The 20225-nt window shown below is 34.1% G+C and carries 22 protein-coding genes and 6 pseudogenes; 5 read left to right on the top strand and 23 right to left on the bottom strand.

What is annotated here, in order from left to right:
- Window positions 1-164: 164 nt before the first annotated feature.
- The 8 genes and pseudogenes from ACZDYH_RS18940 to ACZDYH_RS18905 all read right to left on the bottom strand — a co-directional run bounded on the left by ACZDYH_RS18940 (window position 165) and on the right by ACZDYH_RS18905 (window position 6168).
- The gene (locus tag ACZDYH_RS18940; protein WP_474886961.1) at window positions 165-515 is read right to left on the bottom strand and encodes a PrgI family protein; all 351 of its coding nucleotides are present in this window, start codon (window positions 513-515) and stop codon (window positions 165-167) included.
- Window positions 516-581: 66 nt separating this feature from the next.
- Window positions 582-1003, bottom strand: a pseudogene (locus ACZDYH_RS18935) (hypothetical protein).
- A 272-nt stretch (window positions 1004-1275) separates the two neighbouring features.
- Entirely contained in the window at window positions 1276-2163 is an 888-nt protein-coding gene (locus ACZDYH_RS18930; RefSeq protein ID WP_474886959.1) for an Rpn family recombination-promoting nuclease/putative transposase, read from the bottom strand.
- Window positions 2164-2293: 130 nt separating this feature from the next.
- A complete protein-coding gene (locus tag ACZDYH_RS18925) occupies window positions 2294-3607 on the bottom strand; it encodes a DUF3854 domain-containing protein (protein WP_434714787.1) in 1314 nt (437 codons plus the stop codon).
- A pseudogene (locus ACZDYH_RS18920) lies at window positions 3597-3878 on the bottom strand (LPD1 domain-containing protein); the annotation flags it as partial. The gene ACZDYH_RS18925 and the pseudogene ACZDYH_RS18920, both read right to left, overlap by 11 nt.
- An 839-nt stretch (window positions 3879-4717) precedes the next feature.
- On the bottom strand, window positions 4718-4924 hold the full coding sequence (locus ACZDYH_RS18915) for a hypothetical protein (RefSeq protein WP_082682420.1): 207 nt from the start codon (window positions 4922-4924) through the stop codon (window positions 4718-4720).
- A gap of 217 nt (window positions 4925-5141) precedes the next feature.
- On the bottom strand, window positions 5142-5339 hold the full coding sequence (locus ACZDYH_RS18910) for a hypothetical protein (protein WP_326048963.1): 198 nt from the start codon (window positions 5337-5339) through the stop codon (window positions 5142-5144).
- 367 nt (window positions 5340-5706) lie between these two features.
- The gene (locus ACZDYH_RS18905) at window positions 5707-6168 is read right to left on the bottom strand and encodes a DUF3908 family protein (protein ID WP_434714784.1); all 462 of its coding nucleotides are present in this window, start codon (window positions 6166-6168) and stop codon (window positions 5707-5709) included.
- Window positions 6169-7109: 941 nt separating this feature from the next.
- Between ACZDYH_RS18905 and ACZDYH_RS18900 the strand changes: the two genes are divergently transcribed.
- The gene (locus ACZDYH_RS18900; protein ID WP_434714782.1) at window positions 7110-7412 is read left to right on the top strand and encodes a hypothetical protein; all 303 of its coding nucleotides are present in this window, start codon (window positions 7110-7112) and stop codon (window positions 7410-7412) included.
- 59 nt (window positions 7413-7471) lie between these two features.
- Here ACZDYH_RS18900 and ACZDYH_RS18895 read toward each other — a convergent pair.
- Window positions 7472-7857 (bottom strand): annotated as a pseudogene (locus ACZDYH_RS18895) (ArpU family phage packaging/lysis transcriptional regulator).
- 138 nt (window positions 7858-7995) lie between these two features.
- Window positions 7996-8624: pseudogene (locus tag ACZDYH_RS18890) on the bottom strand (Holliday junction resolvase RecU).
- A gap of 111 nt (window positions 8625-8735) precedes the next feature.
- Between ACZDYH_RS18890 and ACZDYH_RS18885 the strand changes: the two are divergent.
- Window positions 8736-8924: a hypothetical protein gene (locus ACZDYH_RS18885; protein WP_001145513.1), complete on the top strand. Its 189-nt coding sequence runs from the start codon at window positions 8736-8738 to the stop codon at window positions 8922-8924.
- A 249-nt stretch (window positions 8925-9173) separates the two neighbouring features.
- Here the strand turns inward: ACZDYH_RS18885 and ACZDYH_RS18880 are convergent, their stop codons facing one another.
- The 9 genes and pseudogenes from ACZDYH_RS18880 to ACZDYH_RS18840 all read right to left on the bottom strand — a co-directional run bounded on the left by ACZDYH_RS18880 (window position 9174) and on the right by ACZDYH_RS18840 (window position 14243).
- Window positions 9174-9389 (bottom strand): hypothetical protein, encoded by a 216-nt coding sequence (locus tag ACZDYH_RS18880; protein ID WP_434714780.1) that lies wholly within the window; start codon window positions 9387-9389, stop codon window positions 9174-9176.
- Between the two features lie 1597 nt (window positions 9390-10986).
- Entirely contained in the window at window positions 10987-11250 is a 264-nt protein-coding gene (locus ACZDYH_RS18875; protein WP_434714778.1) for a hypothetical protein, read from the bottom strand.
- On the bottom strand, window positions 11247-11492 hold the full coding sequence (locus tag ACZDYH_RS18870) for a helix-turn-helix domain containing protein (protein WP_474886956.1): 246 nt from the start codon (window positions 11490-11492) through the stop codon (window positions 11247-11249). The genes ACZDYH_RS18875 and ACZDYH_RS18870 overlap by 4 nt, the downstream gene beginning before the upstream one ends.
- Window positions 11449-11712 carry a hypothetical protein gene (locus tag ACZDYH_RS18865; protein WP_474886954.1) on the bottom strand — a complete coding sequence of 88 codons (264 nt, stop codon included), beginning with the start codon at window positions 11710-11712 and terminating at the stop codon, window positions 11449-11451. The genes ACZDYH_RS18870 and ACZDYH_RS18865 overlap by 44 nt, the downstream gene beginning before the upstream one ends.
- Before the next feature lie 14 nt (window positions 11713-11726).
- Window positions 11727-12472 (bottom strand): annotated as a pseudogene (locus ACZDYH_RS18860) (ATP-binding protein).
- Window positions 12456-13119: pseudogene (locus ACZDYH_RS18855) on the bottom strand (hypothetical protein). Before ACZDYH_RS18855 ends, ACZDYH_RS18860 begins: the two co-directional pseudogenes overlap by 17 nt.
- Before the next feature lie 15 nt (window positions 13120-13134).
- The gene (locus ACZDYH_RS18850; protein WP_434714774.1) at window positions 13135-13269 is read right to left on the bottom strand and encodes a hypothetical protein; all 135 of its coding nucleotides are present in this window, start codon (window positions 13267-13269) and stop codon (window positions 13135-13137) included.
- Window positions 13270-13491, bottom strand: a complete 222-nt coding sequence (locus ACZDYH_RS18845; RefSeq protein ID WP_474886952.1) for a hypothetical protein — start codon at window positions 13489-13491, stop codon at window positions 13270-13272.
- 611 nt (window positions 13492-14102) lie between these two features.
- Window positions 14103-14243: a hypothetical protein gene (locus ACZDYH_RS18840; RefSeq protein WP_474886950.1), complete on the bottom strand. Its 141-nt coding sequence runs from the start codon at window positions 14241-14243 to the stop codon at window positions 14103-14105.
- A gap of 596 nt (window positions 14244-14839) precedes the next feature.
- On the opposite strand from ACZDYH_RS18840, the gene ACZDYH_RS18835 reads away from it, so the two are divergent.
- Window positions 14840-15151 (top strand): hypothetical protein, encoded by a 312-nt coding sequence (locus ACZDYH_RS18835; RefSeq protein ID WP_434714768.1) that lies wholly within the window; start codon window positions 14840-14842, stop codon window positions 15149-15151.
- 180 nt (window positions 15152-15331) lie between these two features.
- Window positions 15332-15904: an excalibur calcium-binding domain-containing protein gene (locus tag ACZDYH_RS18830; protein ID WP_434714764.1), complete on the top strand. Its 573-nt coding sequence runs from the start codon at window positions 15332-15334 to the stop codon at window positions 15902-15904.
- Window positions 15905-16139: 235 nt separating this feature from the next.
- On the opposite strand, the gene ACZDYH_RS18825 is transcribed toward ACZDYH_RS18830, so the two are convergent.
- On the bottom strand, window positions 16140-16445 hold the full coding sequence (locus ACZDYH_RS18825) for a hypothetical protein (protein ID WP_434714762.1): 306 nt from the start codon (window positions 16443-16445) through the stop codon (window positions 16140-16142).
- A gap of 400 nt (window positions 16446-16845) precedes the next feature.
- Between ACZDYH_RS18825 and ACZDYH_RS18820 the strand changes: the two genes are divergently transcribed.
- Window positions 16846-16956, top strand: coding sequence for a YjcZ family sporulation protein (locus ACZDYH_RS18820; RefSeq protein ID WP_000505681.1), 111 nt, complete (start codon window positions 16846-16848; stop codon window positions 16954-16956).
- Window positions 16957-17844: 888 nt separating this feature from the next.
- Here the strand turns inward: ACZDYH_RS18820 and ACZDYH_RS18815 are convergent.
- The 3 genes from ACZDYH_RS18815 to ACZDYH_RS18805 are packed head-to-tail and all read right to left on the bottom strand — an operon-like array spanning window position 17845 to window position 19710.
- A complete protein-coding gene (locus ACZDYH_RS18815; protein ID WP_474886947.1) occupies window positions 17845-18471 on the bottom strand; it encodes an ABC-2 transporter permease in 627 nt (208 codons plus the stop codon).
- Window positions 18464-19333, bottom strand: a complete 870-nt coding sequence (locus ACZDYH_RS18810; RefSeq protein WP_474886945.1) for an ABC transporter ATP-binding protein — start codon at window positions 19331-19333, stop codon at window positions 18464-18466. The genes ACZDYH_RS18815 and ACZDYH_RS18810 overlap by 8 nt, the downstream gene beginning before the upstream one ends.
- A 2-nt stretch (window positions 19334-19335) precedes the next feature.
- Complete coding sequence (locus tag ACZDYH_RS18805; protein WP_016083401.1) at window positions 19336-19710, bottom strand: GntR family transcriptional regulator; 375 nt, start codon at window positions 19708-19710, stop codon at window positions 19336-19338.
- Between the last annotated feature and the right edge of the window lie 515 nt (window positions 19711-20225).

Genomic DNA, 20225 nt, shown 5'->3' with positions numbered 1-20225 from the left:
ATATTTTTTTTATTTTTCTTTCCAGCTTTTTCAGTAGTGTGTTTCTCTACTCCACCTTGCTTTTTCCCTTTTTTCTTAGAACCAAACAGCGGTTTTCCATTCATTTTCCGATAAAAGAAAAATCCCACAATGGCTATCGCGGCAAAATATATCATTTCTAACATTTATAAGTTCTCCTTTGCCCATGTAGTTAGCTCGTACCCTTTTCTCCACTTACCTTTTTCGGAACGGCTACGCATTTTGATAAGTAGATACTTATCTAGATACATGTGTTGTTTTTCTTTATATATAAACGCAAACGTTATAACACCTATTACCGTCGGTAGTGCTAAAATTAAGCAAATAAAAAATGCTACTACTGCATCAATAGGTGCAAATAGTCGCCATAAAAATGGTACATATAAATAAAGGGATGCTCCGCCACCCAATAGATAAATCAATTGGCGCTTGCTCAGCACACCTAGTAGTGTTTTTTGTTCCGAAGTCATATCAACAGGAACGGTTACTTTTCTCATTCTTTTTCCTCCCTTGTATAAGAGAAGCTCTCCCCAAATCGAGGAGAGCTTCTACAAACTCTTATGTTAGATTGTCGTAACCCAAGCAGCGATATCGTACGCTTTGATCATGACAAAGCCTCCAATTGCTGCACAAGCTAAACCAATCATAGCTTGTGTACGGTTTTCAGGATTCTTCCCTTGTGCACCAGATAGTTTAATAGCTGCAAATACAACGCAAGCTGCCACCCAAATTCCCCCAAAACCAATTAAGGTTTTCACCAAAGTGTTCATGCTTTTTTGGACGGTTTCAGCATTGGCACCACTGCCACTACCACCAAGACCCTTCGTAAAGCTACTTTTTGCCAATAGGAAATCTCCTACTGATGTTGTCATAAGTTTTGCAGACAACCAATTCAACATAATTCCTGCACCTCCAGGTGTGTTTTTGCTCGCAAAACGCAAAAAGACCTCAATACACGCACACGTCCCCTAAGGAAATGGCGCATATTGAGGTCTTCTCTTATATGCGAACTGATTAATTTTATATTTTTATTGTAAAATCTTATTACTTTTATATTATAGCAATACGATTTTAAAAAAACAAGTCCTTGTTTACACCTTTATTTCTACCCTCTTTGTTAGAATCGTACCATACTATAAGAATTTAAAAAATATTACCGTCCTTAAGACCTAAAGCTGGTTTATCAAACTATTTATTAGAAATAAAAAACAGGTAATTGTGCGTTTTTCACAAGTACCTGTTTTTCACTACTTCTATCTACTCTTTGTTTCTTAAAATTTCATTAACCTTTTCGACACTTAATTCAGTGGCTTCCGCTATCTTCTCTATAGGTACACCTACTTTAATTAAATTATGAATCATTTCTATTCTAGCTTCTTTTGCAGCTTTTTCTTCTGCTGTCTCTATTTCTGATATTCTATCTTTTATTGCCTTCTCTCTCGCCTCATATAAGCGTAAAAAATCTTTATCACTACTTAAACGCTCCCAATCCTCTATTGCCTTTTTCAAAACTGGATCTTTTTCCATCGCGATTCCCTCCAGGATTGTAGTTAATTTCTCATCTTCATATGCAGGAAATAATAATAGCCAACGTGCTAATATATCCTCCCATGGATCCATTCGATCTTCTTGCCATTCTCGAATTACTTTTGGAATCTCAAGAAAGTGCAATTGCATATTCTCTGAAATTATGTGCTCCGATTTTTTGTTCATGACTACACCGACATTATGAAAGTCCTCTTCTCCTGGAAACAGAATGAAATCCACTATATTAATACAAATAGTTGGTCTTAATTCTGTATACTTCATCCCCTGAGTCATTTGAGAATAATACATGCCAGCCCAGTAGAACAAAGATCGCTCGATCATGTCTTTTTTGTCGCGAACCTGTATCTCTATATTTAATTTTATACCACTATTAAGGGTAGCTCGCAAATCTAAAATAGACAATTTATCATCCTTTTGTTGCCTAGGAAGATGTGGATCATCTAAATGCAAAGAAATAATTTCCTCATCTAAAGAGGATTGTAATACCGCATTAAGAAAACCAATGAGTATATCCTCGTTTCCTTCTACCCCAAACAAGCGTTTGAAAGCAAAATCAACTCGTAAATTTACTAGACTTTTTTTCATAGATGTATTCATATTCTCTTCTACCTTTCTTTTAGTTAATTTAAATCCTCTGTGGTAATTGGATATAAGAAAAAGATAGAATTAAAAATTCTATCTTTTTCAATCTACCTATTTATGAAAATACCAACCTACTTTGTAAATTTCACAATATCTGAAATACAGGTTTAAATCCCGCTTGCATTGCATCATCCAGCCCCTTACCTTGTGCTGGGTTCCATGCAGCAATAATTACGTTATAGCCCTCTGTCTTTAACTTTGTCGCAAAGTCTATAAGAGCTTTTCTTACTTTTTGATTCTCTACTAAATCAGCGTCAAACGCTAAATAGACATTTTCTACACCCATATCTTTTAATACAGGCATAACAATTCGCCAAGCATTCACACCAGGAATTGCAAGAACCGTCTTCCCTACTTCAGAAAGTTCCATTTTATTAAATCTCACTGCAATCAAATCAGCAACCAGATCTGCTTTCATAGCTCCCTCTGTAATCATTACTGAGTTGGTTTGATGTAAGGTACCAGAATTCCAATGTTTCAAATGAGAACTTGGTACAGCTACATGTACAGGAAGTGGATTTTCATTACCTCCTGCACCAGTTCCTTGATTTTTGTTTGCTGATGAGACCCACAGATATTTTTGCCCTTTATGAATCTTTACAACAATTTGTCCCTCTTGAAATGGAATCTCTACCTTTTTGCTCACTTCTAGTTCGCCTTCAAAGATACAATTACCGTTTTTAGTTATCTTCACGACATTAGGCTGTTCGATTAATTCTGCTTGAACTCCAGTAGGTGCAGATTTCACATGAACGGAGTTTTTCACTTCATCCACACGAACCTGCCATCCAACAATTTGATTGTACTGGTTTCGAAAAGGAATCAATATACCAGGAGATCCTGACATCAAACGAAGAGAAAGTTGACCTTTCTTCATCTCATAGAATCCTGGGATTCCCTTCCAGCATTTTTTATTCCCAATCTGATTAAATAGTTTTTCCCAAACTGTCGTATATGTATTATCCTCTTCTAACTCAATTTGTTGTTTTAAAAAAGTGCGATATTGACGTACTTGTATTTGTTCTTCAGTCATTTTTCTATCTCGTACTAAATGTGTATGATGATGCTCCTGTAATGGTATAAACTCAATTAACTTACGATTAAACACATTTAATTCCTCATTGCTTTTCTTATCATGAATCTGAACTTCATCCACCTCAGGCAATTGATATTTATCTTTTCCATTTATGTAGTGAATGTAGCTTGGATTGCCCGTGTTTTTTCCATAAATCCATTTACTTTCTACACGTGTACATGCTACCTTATCTTGCGAAACGTGCAGCATACAATTGCCTGTATCATAACAAATTGGACAAGGTATACGGTAAAACTCCCACCAGCTGCCTCTCGGATAAGCACTTGTTAAACGAAACTGTCCTTTTTGAATGTTATAATTCATTTTTCCCCACTCCTTGTATACTGTTTATTATATATAGGACTATTACTTCCGTTAAACTCTTTATAATTACATTAGGATATTACGTATAATCACCTAATGGATATACAAAAGGATACGAATTACAAACTAAATAATCATTTCTATGTTTTTGATCTTGCAAATCCGATTCTACGTATGCTTCAAATGCTCTAGCAAACAGCTCGTGATTTGTAGACCAATACTTTTTGCTTCTCTTCTTATCTAACTTAATTGCTGTATCAAAATACACTGACACTGGTTAAAGGGAATAAATCCTCTTTTATCAGATTAAGTGCTTGTAATGCACGTAAACTTTAAGTAGGATCATTTGGATGTGCAGAATAAAATAATGATACTTCATAACTGATTATCATAATTAAATCTCCCTAAAAAAATTTTTGCCCAATGTAATAGGGGTTCTCCGATCAAACAGACTTGGAAACAACACAAAAAGGACTTCTTCAAGTCGATTAAAAATGTGTATAGCAAAATAAGCTATATATACACTAATCGGCTCAAAGAAGCCCTTTCACAATTGAAACAAGACGCAACTTGCTTCTACAACTCAACCACAACACAATAAGGTGTGGGAATAAACGGAATCAATTAAACAATAAATATAATTCCATATTAATGAATTCACAAAAAAATTTCAACAACCTTATGTTTTCTTAAGATTTTTCGCTTCGTTCTATTTTCCAGTGAATATTTTTGTACAACTATATGCTCCTACCGTTTCAGATTGCAATTCTAAATCTTGCTCTCTTATACTAGCTCGTGCATATCACACTAATTTCATCAATCATCCCCTAATACTATTTAAAAGTTATCATTATTTTATATATTCTATTTCAGACTAACCCTTAGATGGATTTAAGATATGATTTCAATGATTTTTCACATCATTTCCCCGCATCATCTAAAAGTATCAACTTTTAGACAGTTAAGTAGGACATTTATTTTCGTTCGTTGTGTTCGTTTGTTTTGTAAAATGTTAAATAAAATCGAAACAGCATCCTTCTAATTAATACGTACTGATTAAAAAAATAATAAAAAAGAGTGCTATTAAAATATGCACTCTTTCAAAAGGCTTTACCAATCTCGATGGTCACCATGTTCATGCTCACGATCGCGGTCATGATTACGTCTACGACGACACTCATCACAATCGCAGTCGCGTCTACAATGACAGTCGTTAAAATCGTTTCTTCTTCGTCTACGGCCGCAACCGCAAAATACTAAATCATCCCAAAATCTATTACAATCTCGAGAATGTCCAAAATTATTATCCCATCCCATAGATATGATTCCCTCCTCTAAAATAGAATTCATCATATTCTATGATTAAAAGGTAGAAATAGTTTGTTTACTAGTCTATGTTTCAAACTAATAATATTTCAATTTGCAAGTCTATCTCACGCCTTATCTTTCCTTAACCGCAAATAAGACGCCACCCAGATCACGGCAGCGCCTACGATAATTGCTATAAACTTAATCAAATTTATTTATCCTCACATTATTTATTTCTTTGTTTCCATACCCCATTCTCTTTACGATAAGTATTCTTGCCATCCATGAAGTCAGCTGTCTTACCTGGAATGCTATATTTCTTATTCTTATTCTTTTTCTTAGCCTTCTTCTTCAGTCTCTTCTCTTCTTGAACAGCTTGCAAATCCGCCTTCCATTGTTTCAACAAATCCTTTTCACGTCGCATCGAATTTGTACTCCTTGGATTAAAATGTGAACCAAATAATTAGATTCTACCTATTTATATAGAATCCTTTAATTCAAATGTACATTTCTTCCATACTCTCGTTTAGCATGTACCAATTTCTGTTTTTTCTTCTATATAGACCGACGATATATTATAATCCTCTATATAACCAAGGAGGTTTACCATGATTAAATTTCATAAAACATTCCCCATCTTAGGATTCTTTTGGTTTTTATATGGTTTCATCGGTCTCATCTTTTTATTACTATTCCTTAGCGTATAGTAACTACGCATATAAATGTATGTTTAATGTGTAATTTCTATATAACAAAGAAAAAAAAAGCACCTGTTATGAATGCTTTTATTTTTATATAAGAGAATATATTCTTTCGATTTTATTAATAAATGAACTTATCTTGTTACTATTAGGATCTTTAATACTATCAAGTACAATATGTTTTCCGCTATTCAATTTTATTTCAAGAATATTTGGAAGTTCTCCACTTGATAAATCTACATCTAGGTAACTCAATTTAATATCATTTACATCCTTATACTTTATCTTAGAAATTGTTATTAGCTCTTTGCTATCCTGATCAGGGGAACTCTTTCCGATCGCTACTTCATCCTCAAAGAAAAAATACAATTCATAAGGTTCTTTATTCCTAAATAAATTTTTAGAGTAAAAAACATTGCATTCTGAAATTTCATAGAAACGATTCATATATTTTAGAACATCTAAAAATTCCGCTTCTCTACCTTTTCTTAGCGCTTGATTTTGAGCATCTTCAATACTGAAAAAATCATTTTTTTCCACTTTTCTCTTCATACTTTATCCCCTCACTATTAAATTCTTATCTCTTTATCCATCATGGCATTATTTTCAATATGATAAAAAAACAAAAAAGCCATCACCGAAGTGACAGCTTTCAAGGGGATGGGAGAAAACTAGGAATCTTCTCGTTTATACTCCGTAGAGTCGGTCAATACATCGGGTGTCGCGGCCCTTAGCTGACCAATATCGAATTATAAAGGATTTATATCCAAGACGTATATGGTTCTTCCGACGCCTTGTTTGAACCAATACACTAGAGGGACAGAAGGGGAATGTTTCCGCTGTATTGGCTCAAACAAAGAGTGGAACTCTTTGCCCTCGTTTTGGTCATTAATAAGAATCATGGGTAATTACTAATGTACGAGATACGTATACTTTTTAGCTTTTTAGAATGCAAGTGTCACTGAATCACGAACAACCACCTCCATTCCATTTTCAAGAACCGACATATTAGAGAGAAATAGACTTATATTTATTATTAACCCAGAGGACGCATTCCGAGCTGATTGATAAACATAATAGAAACAGTATGACGAATGCGAGTTATCTCACACCCGCCACACTGGAATATGTCATTGTTATACATTCATTGGGCTTTTCGTCTTAACGCGGGTTCGTACCGCCTTGCCCGCCCTACTATGCGGTATACGTTACCGTGACATTCTCGCATAAGAACGTTTCACTTATAGGTGTACTAATCCTCTTCGATATGCGGTTGTCAAAGGGCTTGTACATTAAGAATACCGTTGATTTCATTATCAAAATTCCCCCTATTTAGTCCCCATTTTTGTCGGTATTTTGTCGAAGTTTTTAAAAACATAAACATTCCAATTTATTATATTTTTTCTTTTTTTGATAATATTTGTATCCAGTTCAGGTGATAATATCATATAATTAAGCTATTATATTTTCATAAAAAACAAGGATGGTTAGACATGACGGTACAACAAGAAAAAGTAACAAAGCGGGTTCTTTGCAGGAAGTGTAAATCCAATCAAATAGTCGGTAATAGACGTGGTTATAACTTTAGGAGGGTGTTTTCCTTTCTATTTTTCCTATTTGCGCTTATATTATTCTCAGCTCTTTTACCTAATGAATATTATGAAATATCTCAAGGTATTATCCTGATTTCTGTAATTTTAGGATTCCCTGCAACAGTAATCAGCGGACTTGTTGGTAGAAAAAATATTGTCAATGGTTGTATGAATTGCGGACATACATGGATGCCTAAAAAATAAAACATAAAAAGCCAAATGGATAGTAAATTAAAAACTATTAATTTGGCTTTTTTGTATTATTAAATCATCCCTAAAGATGTAGCAATCAATCGAATTGCATTTTTCTTCTTATAGTAGAAGTGATCTTTCTTCATCGATAATTCAGTGTAAATAAAACTATCTTTCGGTTTATCTGCATTTAAGTACTTCCTCTTGATGATCTCAGCCTCGTCATAATCCAAAACGTACTGTAGAGCCTTATCAATTTGTTTGAATTTAATATTACAAATATGTCTCGTGTTTCTAATCTCGGGGAACAAACTGATTCCTTCGTGTTGTAACTCCACTTCATTCTCAAAACGATTTTTAATGCACAGTATTCCTTTAGTATTTTCACTATTTCTTTCTGAACCTGTTTTTCTGTCTCTCTATCAATAGTCGGTAATAATGTTAATTGTCTCTCCATGAAGGAATCCCCCCTATTTCTGCTTTTTCTTTTTAACATCACATAAGGTACGTGAAATTTTACTATCTCTTTGTTAAATAAGGGAACCATGCATAGCGAGTAGTCCCCACCATCCACCCTGCATGGTTCCGTTATCCATTAAGCCTTTAATAAATTGCGTTTCTTGTTGGCCATCTTTTCTTTTGCTGCTTCAATGTTATTTGCTACTTTCTTATGGTCCTGATCAATGTGAATCATGCCATCAAACATAACTGGAGCCACTGCTTCATCTATGTATTGTAAGTAATCCACTGACGCTCGTTCCGTCTGCTCTACTAAGTATCCATAAATATCAAAATCTGCTCTCGGTATAGATTTCTTGCCCTTTGGTTGATGAGACATCTTTACATAAGATTGAATGACTGATAGTGGCACTGCGAATACTGACTTATCCTTACTAAACTCAATAAGGAAAAAACATATCGCTCCCATCTTCTCCGCTTTCTCCAGGTAATCCAATTGATGCTGCGCAATGTTCTTTAAATCAAAACGTGTATCTTTCTCTGTAGACTTCGCTTCAAATACTACAGCTCTTCCCTTATATACACCGTCAAGTCTACTGTACTCTTTGCTTCATAGAATCCATTTAGTACACGGCCACCTTTGCTCTTTAGCACCTTCACAGGAGTCGGACGTTTGTTAATAAGCGCCACTCCCCCTCTTTGATACATTTCATTCGCTAGATTGATAAGCATTTCAAATGCCATTCCACGGTTACCTTGTCCCATTGTTATTCCTCACTTTCTCTTAAAAGAATTATTTTGTTGAATTTTTTACTACCAATCATTAAAAATATCTTATAATCGTTATATACAAACTTATTTTTAGGAGTAGATAGAATGCCAGTTACACTCGAACTTATTCTTTTCATTCTTATAGCAATTAGTGCTGTTGGCTATTTGATAAAAGAATCTCAAAAAACTAAGAAAAGGCCCCTTGGAATTTCACTAGAACTTTTAATTCTTTTCTGGTCAACATGGAGAATATCGACTATCATAATCCAAATTTTAGAATATAATTTCTCGTGAATAAAATTAAATATTCCGTCAATAATGTATGTGACATCAGATTTTCTCCTTGTTCCCCCTTGGAGAACCTAGCAGTTAGCTTTTGCTAGCTGCTCTTTATTTGTAAGAAGCACTTAATTAACTGGACTCACATATAATATTCTGAGTTCCTTTCTTTATAAAATAGTCGTTATAAAATGAGGTTCGTCACGAGAGCACTTTACTAAGTGCTCTTTTTTGGTTTTAAAATAAAACAAAATGAAATTTTTATTAAGAAAACTTATTTATACCTTTCAATTGATCGTTTTCTAATTCAAGTTCACTTATTCTTCTTTGCAGCTTTTTAATTGTGTTTATAGCCATCAAAGATATATCTTTAACTTCTTTTTCATTTTCTTCATATTCTTCCGTGGTCATTAATTCGGTGTTTAAATTTCCTCTTAAATGTAAATGCCATAGTTCTGAAAAAATTTTATCAACTCTCAATTAATCACCCCCGTTTTCTATTAAAATGAAGTTTTTATATAAAGTTTTCTCAATATCCATAACCTGGAAACAAATTTCCTTTTATGGTAACGTATTGGTAATCCTATAAAATTCTATTGTTCCACTAAAAAGGACCCCCACCCCTTTTCCGGATCCTTTTTCAACGTTTTCTACTAAAATAGCGTTTTTTATTCAAATTGATGCCCTGCTTATTTGGACACATTTACCAGTATTTTTACCAAAAAATTCATGATATGGTTAATTAGTCGAGTACGTCATTACTTGACACATACCCTTAGAAGCCCCGCGGATAATCGGGGCTTCTTTTATTTAGATAACGATTTTATCTAAATCCATTCACTAATCCCATACTTTTACATACAATAATAGTGCCTTTCTGTATAATGTGAGTTCGCCACTTTCGTTATAATTAGGTATAAGGAGCGCTCTCGATTAGTGCTCTTTTTATTTGTTGTTAAATAAGGATTTTGTTTAAATTTCTTTAACCTTATTAATCCCTTTGCATACAGTATTATCACAAGAAATTCAATAAGTGCTCCGGTCTAGTTACCTTGAATTTCTTGCAAACCTTGTGGGAAGAATCCGTCTATAGCAAATGGATTCTTTTATTTATCCATCATAAAATAACTATTTTGTTATATTCCTCACACCTTTAAATGAGGCAAGCATATGTTGTAGTATTATGTTTCATCGCTTATAGGGTTCTGGTTCTCCTTTTTTCAAGAGTACATATTTGATATATACTCTTTTTCTCATGCCCCTTTACGAATAACCTTTTTTACATTACACATACTATCCTCAAGTCAACTTCCCATGACTACACTCTTTCAAATCGGAGCTTTACCCCTCCGGACTGTTTAGGCACATGGCAGGTGATTTGGTCAATTACCTGCTATTTCCGATTAAAATAACTATTTTGTTCACTTTTTTGATACATTTACGAAACATTCATATGTTATCTTCAATAAGTTCTTTTCTTTTCATAAAATTGTGTGAGTTATACCGACACAAGAAGCCCTAGATCCCTAAATCTAGGGCTCCTTCGTTTAAATAACTATGTTGTTTGATTCGATGTATAGACAACCATATATTTAGGTATTAAAATATATTTGTGATTCCCACTTGGTTTCACATACGACTTTTTTTCTTCGGTTATGGGGTTCTTACGTAATAGTAAGGACCATTTTTTTTATTCCAATAAGTATTGTTTAAAATTTACATAAACATAAATTTCTTTAATAATTTCAATTTCTAATAAATCCATGTCTATGTTACCAAATACTTCAAGCACATGTAAAAGTTACGTAAAGATTGCTATGAGTCAATCCTTTCACCCTAGGAACGTTATATAATGAAATCGCAAACATTAATTTTATACCTTTCTGTACGACATAACTCTTTGCTAGGGGAACTCCTAGCCTTTTTTATTTAGTGCCCCTAGCCAGTAAATCCGAAGCCCATATTTCTTTTCTAATTCCAATAATCCCAACGTTTCTACTGACGCTATGACGCCTATAAGTGCCTCGTTCAATCAAATGAGTTTCTACCCTTTAAATACGTCATAACGCTATGTCTCCTAATCCAAATTCATTATCTCTTCTAAGGTTCTATCAGAAATATACGTGGTGATAATCTGTATCTTTCCGTATTTCTTTTTAGCCATTTCTATAGCTTTGCTCTCGGACTTCGCCTCAAACCAACGAAGCTTCCACTTCTCGTCTTTGTCGTAAAACTCTACTGAGTACGTCATAACGCTATTACGCTTCAAGAATTTGTTCACGGTACTTGTTGCGGTATAATCAAAACTTCCGACTACATCCTCCAGTGTTAGTTGTTTCATGCCCCTAACCCCATTGGACACGATTTGATTTTTTTCTTATCTGCCTGATCCATAATTAACGCGGCGATTTCTAGTTGATGCCTTCCTAACTCTTTTGCTATTTCAAGAATATCTTTATCCTCATCCCACATTTCCCTTAATTGAATCACTTCGCTTTCATCAAACACTAAATCCAACTCTTCTAAAGCAATATATAGGTTACGACGCGATTTCCTCATGTACGTCTCCTTCTGCAATGTCATTGTGTAATTCTCCTTTTCCAAATCCGTTCCAAGTCGTGGCATCCCATTTCCCCTCCAGTTGTAATTGATGAATTTCTCTTAACTCCGTCATAACGGCATAACGTCTTCTATCCACTTCTTCAGGACTGCGATTCCCTGCTTCGCAAATACACGGTGCAAATTGATAGCAGCCATTCCCCATATCGTTCTTAATTACTCCTGTTCCTTCACATACACACATTCCAATTTCCCCTTTTAAAATGGCAATGCCTTTCTTCTATAATCCTTTGTTTCTTTGAAAGTGATTGTTCTGAAATTATTGAGAATCCGCGATACAATCCGTTCACCATATGCCTCGTCTAAACGCTTCCCTGTGAGGTTTGTCGTGAAGATAGTAGATTTACCTTGTCTACCATCGAAAACATCAAATAGTACCCTATTAATGAAGTTTGTTGCTTTTGTATTGGCATCTAATGCGCCTAACTCTGCTACTAAATCATCGACTATTAAAACCTCTGCGTTTACTAAACTTCGAATGATTGCATCTTCAGTTAATGTTGAATCTTTGCTAAACGTACTTTTAATCTTCCGTAGCAATTCACCTACTGTAACGAAGACAACTGACTTCCCTGCACCTGCAAGCTGATCCACTATAGCGTAAGCAAGATGTGTTTTCCCTGCCTCGCAATTTCCTGCCATAATCATGTTAAATATCTTTCCGTTGCGATGACCTTTGCGAGCTCAAGGTTCTCCGTTCCTTCCTTGCTAGTTGGCTTATAATTATCAAAATTAGCTTTTTTGATATTGCTATCGGCAATCATACTTTGTTGATGGAACATGAATTTCTTCTCTTTCGCTTTATCCGCATCGTATTTTGCTTGCTCCTGTTGCTGAAGCTTCTTACTATCGTTTTCAAGGAAGCATCGAGGGCAAACAACTTGTCCACCGAACTTCATCTTATTCATGCCATGTGTGTCACACACATCAGAATCCATAGTCATATTGACCTTTTTGGCTATATAGGTTGGCATTGCTGCCGCTGCTCTCCGCATTGTTTTTTTCTCCTTTTTTAGAATTCATTTGAATAGTTAATTGGTCGAACTTCTCCCGTAACTTTTTAGGAGATAAAATGTTACCTTGCCAGAACGGATCAGCTTGGCACCAATCAATAACATCCTTAATCTCTTGTGGTTCTCTGTTATCACGTTCTCACATTAATCTAAATTCATTTGCCCAATTATTGAAGTTAGGTTCTTTTTGCTTAGGATTGTTCCCCTTAATTTTTTAAAATAGATACTTAGCCCCATTGGTATCGCAAGTTTCAAACTTGTGACGAGGAGTCTTTTTTTCTTTTTCTTTTTGTCCCCGTATCGTCAAAACCCGCATAAACACTGACTTTTTGTACTAACGAGGTGTTTTCTGTTCGTTCTAGCACCAGTCGTACTAACGATAAATCTTTAATACTTTTAAGCTCTTTCTTTATGCAATCCTCAATCGGCTTGCCACCTTTGTTAAGGTTGTATTTCCCCCAATTAAGTATGCAAAGTTCTCTAGTTTCTTCGTTATAAACTACCAAATCATGATGATTAATAAAGCGATCCAATAAAGCTTTTGCACTTTCAATTGAGTAACCCAATTCAAAAGCCATTTGTTTTCTAGTTATCTAATAAACTCCAATTTGGTTTGTATGCTCATTAGTCATTAGATAGAGGTAAAAGTATTTATCCTCTGGCGTCATCTCTTCTGGAACTCTTGCATCTGACCAAAATGAAGTTTGAACTTGTCTGTATTTCGCCATTTAGTCCACCTTCTTCATCCAACATTCATAGCTCACATTGTCTTCCATGCCAGTAAACCGAACCTTTTCTCTCCCACTAAATTTACCTTCATGATAAAGAGTTCTTTCTGTCCTATATATTCTTTTGATTGGCGTTACATAGTCATAACCTCGTTTTTCTAAATCCCGAACTTCTGTTAACATCTCTTTCATCAATCCACGCCTTACAGATATCTTAAACATCACGCATTCGCCCTTTCGCATATCGCTATGTCGCCTTGAACCTTAATTACTTTGTATCCTGGATATCGATTGGGAGTAATGTACTCAATCGCCTTTCCTCTCGCTTCTTTTTCATTCCGTGCGCCCTTCCACACTCACTTCGGAAGGACGACTTTAGATTGATTATTATCTAACATAGGTCTTTCACTCCTTATTTACTGAGAGAAAATTCATGGTATAATAGAGGTAGCTAATTTTAGGGAATATTTTCTCTACAGCGCTCGTCGCCATCGAGCGTTTTTTATTTTTCAATAGCTAACTTTCTGAAAGTTTGTTAAAATTTATTTACCGATATGTGTAACAACTGGCCTGTGCTTCTGTACGGGCTTTTTTGATGCTTTCACACATCGGAATATCCAGGAACCTCTCAATAAGGTGGAGAACCCCTATTAAATCCCTAAACATTCAGACAAGCAAAGGTTTGTCTATGTTCATGAATCTGTAAAATCTTTATATAAAAATTTAACGAAGTATGTGTTAAACTTATTACATTCCAAGAAGTCCTTTACTTTTAGAATCGACAATTCTTCAATACCCTTAGTCTTGCCCTGCATCCCCTTGCAGGGCTTTTATCATTTAGCTAGAGTGATATACCTCTTGTATTTTTCCTCAACCTTATGAGCGCTGTTATGTACACCCTTTAATCTTAAATCCTTTATAATCCACAAGATTTTCTTACGTTCATATTCATCACACTGCTGTTTATTTGTCATTCCGTGAACATCCTGTCTTTTTGTCCCAGACATCTATTCGGTGTACCAGGTATACGAATACACATATTGCTGCTGATACGATTAACAGTGATAATGTGCTTTCTTCCATAATTTAAACCGCCTCCCTATCCATTTCTGGAATGATTCCGCGTTTCGTTAGAAGTTCGTTACACATGCTTTCAAGTGGTCAAAACTATTTTCTCTATGCTCATGATAAGAATGGTAAGGAATTATGGAATAAAAAGTTTAGCGGGAATGGGGGGGAACCCTGGTTTTTCTTTAGGATTAAATAGTAAGTTATATATAAATGGTGGATCTATTGTATATGTTTTTGACAAAAATGGAAATTTAATAAAGTAGTGGAGACAAGATGATATAAACTTAAAAGCTGCTCCTACAATCTCTTCGAAGGATGGAACAATTTATATAGCTGGAAATAGCGGGGTATCTTCGTATAATCAAGACTATACATTAAAGTGGAAATACTCAACGGGTACTCAGGTTATTGTGAACTCACCAGTAATAGATAAAAATGGTGTAGTTTATGTTAGGTCAGAGCGAGAAGTATTTGCAGTAAATCCAGATGGAACACTAAAATGGAAAATGCCATTTTAGTGTTCCATGTCGGTTCTTCAAATAATTCTATAAGCATTGATAAATACGGAACTTTATACGCTGCTGGTTATGCGGCAAAAATAAATTACTATGCTCCTGATGAAACGTATTATTCAGTAGTAGCTATTGGCGACTCTTATACAGACACTGTATGTACTAAAGATAGTACATACATGCAAGTACTTAAATCACTTGAAGCAAAGAGTAAGACTGCTAAGTTAACAGATGAAGAGAAGAAAGAAGCACGTGATATTTTGAAGAAATTATCGGCTGATCTTGATAAAACAGAGTAGTAAACTCGGGCGCATTATTACAGATACAGTAACTTTTAAAGGAAGAGGGGCTTCGGCTCTCTTTTTTATTTTCATTCGACATAATATAACAATATAAAGATAATTATTTTGATATGATTATCCAGAAATCTTACATTTTATGATTCTCAAAATCTATATTATTTGAAAAGAGGCCCGATTATGGAAGTATTAATGCTATTATTCTTTTTAGCCGCACTTATATTTTTAGTATTACTAATTGTCGCTGCTATTAGAAGGAAGAGTAAAAAGAAAATCGCTATTTCAGCAATTTCTTGTTTAATTTTATCGATGGTATTTTTCTCACTTTCTCCTAAAAGTGAAAAGGCTCAAGATACAAAAGTAAAAACAACTGCTGCTGAAGTAAAGCAAGAGGACAAAGATAAGCAAAAAGAAAATGAAGAAAAACAAAAAGCTGAAGAGCAAAAGCGATTAGATGAACAACGCAAACAAGAAGAGGCTCAAAGACAACAGGAAGAACAAAAGAAACAACAAGAAGCAGCTCGAGCAAAAGAACAGGAGCAACAAAAAGTTACAGCTAACACAGTACCCCAGCAACAAGCTGCAACTAAACAAGAGAAAGTTCACTTTGCAAACTGTACAGATGCAAATAATGCTGGTTACTACGATATAACTCCAGATAGCCCAGCTTATGCTTCGCATTTAGATCGTGATGGCGATGGTGTAGCTTGTGAACGAAATAAAGGACATAAAAAATCTAGTAAAAAACATTAGATTGAAGGATAAGCAATCTTATGAGTGCTTTTATTCTTTCTCAATGACCAATAATACTTAACATGGTAAAACAATACTTGGATGGGATTCCAATACATATTATTAAAATTAAAGTGGTTCAAGTCGGAGAAAGGTACCTTAGGGTGTCTTTTTTATGTAAATAAGCTGCCCATATGGACAGCTTATTATAATTTTTTTGCTTAGAGTGTCTTTTTTGAAATGATTTAGATGCTAACTATTTAAGCCATCCTTCATAATAACCAACAAATGTCCCACCATTTTCGTTTTTATACTCGATTTTTTTCAAATACCATTGCACTACTCCGCCACAAGCTGGCTCTGGGTAAGAGTTATTAAATATTTCGGATTTTTGTCTTACTTCTTTTACATACTTACCTTCACTGTTTTTTGGATAACATGCTAACAGTTTTGTTTCACTTGATTTATTTACTGTGTCTGCTGTATTTGCTGATGCCGCTCCAATTCCTCCAGTTAACGCGATACCAGTTGCTAATGCTCCTACTACTAATTTCTTGAACATAATAAATCCCCCTTAAATATTTTTTTATAACTTGCACCTTAAATGTACCATCTTTTAAATAATTGTAAGTATTTTGTTTTTTTAGAAATATTTATTTAAATTTTGTCAATATTTGTAATTAATTTTATCAAATGGAAAATAGAGGGATTTATTACGATATGTAATAATGCATGTTCATTCAGAAAAAAATCGTGATAAAATCTAAGCACCTGTTCTATTTTTTCAGTTATCTTAGAAACTTTACTTCTTGTTTACCCAAATGGGAGGCGCTTTATGGCGCCTTTTTTTATTTTCAAAAGGCCATGCTCATTTAATTCATAAAAACATAAAGTAATTTGAATTCATTAAAATACATGAGTGACTCCTTATTTTTCTCCTACTATTTAAAGGAGGAATTATTATGGGCTTTGGTGGTAGCTGCGGTGGCGGCTGTGGCTTTGCAGGAGGATTTGCTTTATTAGTTGTATTATTTATTTTATTAATTATTGTTGGAGCTTCTTGCTTCTGCTAAAAACTATAGGAAAAGACACTCTTATTTAGGTGTCTTTTCTTTTTTCTCAATTTAAGAGCTATAAAGATATGCTATGGTTTTAATAGAAATTCCCTTTTGTGCAATAAGATAAAAATACCCAACAAAAAACCCACCTATTTCCGTAGGTGAGCCTTATCTTTATTACACAATACCAAATTATACTCTGATTTTTTCATAAACTTTATGCAATTATACATCTTCATAAAAATTACACCAAATAAATATTACATATAGTAAAATATAAATTGTGGATACATTCTATAAAGCAGATTCTTTTGAAAGGCGTAACATATCGATAATTATAAAAGGTGTGGCGTCACTCTAATACTGATTTCAAATCTCTTGTACTTTGTGAACTAACAATCTGGTGTGTATAGATGATTCTGTTTTATAGGATGTGTTTACACGTATAACAAAGGGATAATACGGATAGGTTTATACTAAATGAACGTGGTTCAAGTCGCAGAAAGGCATCTTATGGCGTCTTTTTTTATTTTCAAGAAGATCTGCTCAATTGATTCTTAAATACATAAAGTAATGTGAACTCATTAAATTACATGGAATGAACCCTAGTTTTATCCTCTAATCTAAAGAAGGCACTATTGTTATAGGATATGGTGGTAGTTACGGTGAAGACTGCGGTTTTGCTGGAGGATTTGCTTTATTAGGAGTAGCACCACATCGCCATCAAGCTAAAAATATGAATTTCCCCAAAACAATAAATACGAGCAAAATGCACAAAATTTTCGTTCTGGGGGTAATATGAGATTTTAACTTGATGGGCATGGAGTAGCACCAAAGCGTTTAAGAATAAAAATGTACAACAGTTATTTGTTAGGTTTTCTATACTTCAGTTAAAAAGAATTTTTAAAAATCAGTATGTTTATAAATTCTCACTGTTAAGAAGTAAGAACTAATAAATATAAGCATGGTAACGATTGAAGCAAGTGTAATTAGTTGATTAATAGTAAATTGTGTAGTAACGCTATATACAAGGTCAGTAATATTTACATATGCCTCAATTGGTCTCCATAAAACAACACATACAGGGAAAATAATGCTGACAGCAGCCATCAAATATTTATTGGTGAAGCGATAGAAAAATGGTAAGTAGATAGACGTAAACAACATGACAGTAAGAACACTAACCATAATTGTCTGTGGAGTTTCAATTTCAACTCCATAATTCGGGGATGCAACTTGAATTACTGCTTGAATCAATAATGAGAATAGAACTACTAGAATTGTGAACAACACTGTACCGATATATTTTGACATAATAATTTTATTTCTACTATAAGGCAGGCTATTAATAAATTTGTGACTATTATTCTTTTCGTCGTAATAATGTAGATTTATCATATAAGAACCAGCCACCAAAACGACTATGAACCCAAAACTTCCAAACGTCCCTATAAAAAAGCATATACCAAGTAGATAGAATAAGATCATTAATTTTTGCAATCGAAAATCCTTTAATATTAAATTATACATATTGAATATTCCCCTTTTTTGTATAGTACATAATATCTTCTAATGTCGCTTCTTCAATTAATACATCATTCCCTAATTGCGTACGTGAACGGCTGGCGTTACTTGTGAGTGCTTCAAATCCCACGTTTGTTTCACGAATCCCGATTAATTGTTCTCTGATTTTCGGCGTAAGCAAGGATTTATCCCCTTTTACAGTTGCATATTCTTCAGAAATACTATGTATATCTTTTTCAAATACAATCTCTCCATTATGAATAAATACAATATAATCAGCAATACGATCTAAATCAGTGGTAATATGTGTGGAGAAAAAAATTGTTTTATCTTGATCGACCATTAAATCATAAAGGATGTCTAAAAGTTCTCTTCGAAATACAGGATCGAGTCCAGATGTCGGTTCATCCATAAGTATAAATTCGGCATGGTGTGAAAGTGCAAACGCTAAGGAAGTCTTCATTTTCATCCCTGTAGACATCTCTTTCATTTTTATGTTAGTCGGTAACTCAAAGCGTTGTAAGTAGGATTGGAACTGATTTTCATCCCATTTTTTATACGCTGGAGCAATGAATTTTTTTAGTTGATGAATTGTCATATCTTCATAATAGATATTGTCATCGTATACGAATCCAATACGCTCTTTAATAGAAACTTGGTCCTTATGATGATCTTTACCAAACACTGTGATTTCTCCACTATCCTTGCTAATAAGATCCATAATAAGTTTAATTGTCGTACTTTTTCCAGCACCATTTGCGCCAATAAATCCCGTTACAAATCCCTTTTTGATGTTGAACGATGCATTTTTTAAAGAAAATCCCTTATATGTTTTTGAAACATTTTTCACTTCTACAATGTTCTCCATTTTTATTCCTCCTCATAAATATGATTAATAATTTGTATTAACTCATCCCTTAATAAATGATTAGCCTTACTCTCTCGAACGATTGTACTGAACTTTTCACGTATTGGATCACTTGGTTCATCCGCACGTTGTTTCTTTATTTGTTTTGCAACAAACGAGCCTTTCCCTACTATAGAGTAGATGTAACCCGCTTTTTCAAGTTCTTCGTATGCTCTTTTTGAAGTAATAACACTTACCTTCAAATCTCTTGCTAATGAACGCATAGAAGGTAACGAATCATCTACTTTCAATGTTTCGTTTGATATTTGTAATATAATCTGATCAATGATTTGTTGATAAATAGGCGACTTAGACTTATTAGATAGTAAGATTTTCATGATTCAACTCCTTGCCTCTTAAATGCTTATGAACACATTATACACAATGTATACAATATATACAATATACACAATGTATACAATATATACAATATATACATTTGGAACGATGTTAATTTTTCATATAGGATACCGTCATATTGATATAAAGGCATTATCCTTTCCTATGATTTCTCAGAAAGAATAACGCCTTTTTCATTCTAGGGGGTATTTTTTTGTTAGCTTGATAGCGATGGGGTAGCACCACACATCCATCAACTTAAGGATTCAACATTGCCCCAGAACGAAATTTTGTTACAAGTTAGCACAATATTTCGTTCTGGGGGTACTATAAAATTTAGCTTGATAGCGATGACATTTCGCGAATTTTGTACGCTAAGCAAAATTTCATAAAGAAAAAGCCGATTTCCTGTACGCTAGGAACTCGACTTTTTTAGATTGATATATTCCGACTAAAATTCCCTCAAATAACTAAGGGGATTTTTTATTAAATTATAGTATAGTAATATATTGTA

The sequence above is a fragment of the Bacillus sp. EB V-12 genome, assembly GCF_056158125.1.
The sequence above is the reverse complement of the archived record's forward strand: the minus strand, read 5'-3'. Positions and strand labels throughout refer to the sequence as shown.

Coding starts and splice junctions, on each gene's coding strand:
- ACZDYH_RS18820 (WP_000505681.1), top strand. CDS start 16,846: ATGGGCTTTGGTGGTAGCTGCGGTGGCGGCTGTGGCTTTGCAGGAGGA.
- ACZDYH_RS18885 (WP_001145513.1), top strand. CDS start 8,736: ATGCCAGTTACACTCGAACTTATTCTTTTCATTCTTATAGCAATTAGT.
- ACZDYH_RS18930 (WP_474886959.1), bottom strand. CDS start 2,163: ATGAATACATCTATGAAAAAAAGTCTAGTAAATTTACGAGTTGATTTT.
- ACZDYH_RS18845 (WP_474886952.1), bottom strand. CDS start 13,491: ATGTTTAAGATATCTGTAAGGCGTGGATTGATGAAAGAGATGTTAACA.
- ACZDYH_RS18910 (WP_326048963.1), bottom strand. CDS start 5,339: ATGCGACGTGAAAAGGATTTGTTGAAACAATGGAAGGCGGATTTGCAA.
- ACZDYH_RS18875 (WP_434714778.1), bottom strand. CDS start 11,250: ATGAAACAACTAACACTGGAGGATGTAGTCGGAAGTTTTGATTATACC.
- ACZDYH_RS18830 (WP_434714764.1), top strand. CDS start 15,332: ATGGAAGTATTAATGCTATTATTCTTTTTAGCCGCACTTATATTTTTA.
- ACZDYH_RS18915 (WP_082682420.1), bottom strand. CDS start 4,924: ATGGGATGGGATAATAATTTTGGACATTCTCGAGATTGTAATAGATTT.
- ACZDYH_RS18850 (WP_434714774.1), bottom strand. CDS start 13,269: ATGGCGAAATACAGACAAGTTCAAACTTCATTTTGGTCAGATGCAAGA.
- ACZDYH_RS18835 (WP_434714768.1), top strand. CDS start 14,840: ATGGAAAATGCCATTTTAGTGTTCCATGTCGGTTCTTCAAATAATTCT.
- ACZDYH_RS18805 (WP_016083401.1), bottom strand. CDS start 19,710: ATGAAAATCTTACTATCTAATAAGTCTAAGTCGCCTATTTATCAACAA.
- ACZDYH_RS18925 (WP_434714787.1), bottom strand. CDS start 3,607: ATGAATTATAACATTCAAAAAGGACAGTTTCGTTTAACAAGTGCTTAT.
- ACZDYH_RS18900 (WP_434714782.1), top strand. CDS start 7,110: ATGACGGTACAACAAGAAAAAGTAACAAAGCGGGTTCTTTGCAGGAAG.
- ACZDYH_RS18865 (WP_474886954.1), bottom strand. CDS start 11,712: ATGTGTGTATGTGAAGGAACAGGAGTAATTAAGAACGATATGGGGAAT.
- ACZDYH_RS18810 (WP_474886945.1), bottom strand. CDS start 19,333: ATGGAGAACATTGTAGAAGTGAAAAATGTTTCAAAAACATATAAGGGA.
- ACZDYH_RS18840 (WP_474886950.1), bottom strand. CDS start 14,243: ATGACAAATAAACAGCAGTGTGATGAATATGAACGTAAGAAAATCTTG.
- ACZDYH_RS18815 (WP_474886947.1), bottom strand. CDS start 18,471: ATGTATAATTTAATATTAAAGGATTTTCGATTGCAAAAATTAATGATC.
- ACZDYH_RS18825 (WP_434714762.1), bottom strand. CDS start 16,445: ATGTTCAAGAAATTAGTAGTAGGAGCATTAGCAACTGGTATCGCGTTA.
- ACZDYH_RS18940 (WP_474886961.1), bottom strand. CDS start 515: ATGAGAAAAGTAACCGTTCCTGTTGATATGACTTCGGAACAAAAAACA.
- ACZDYH_RS18870 (WP_474886956.1), bottom strand. CDS start 11,492: ATGACATTGCAGAAGGAGACGTACATGAGGAAATCGCGTCGTAACCTA.
- ACZDYH_RS18905 (WP_434714784.1), bottom strand. CDS start 6,168: ATGAAGAGAAAAGTGGAAAAAAATGATTTTTTCAGTATTGAAGATGCT.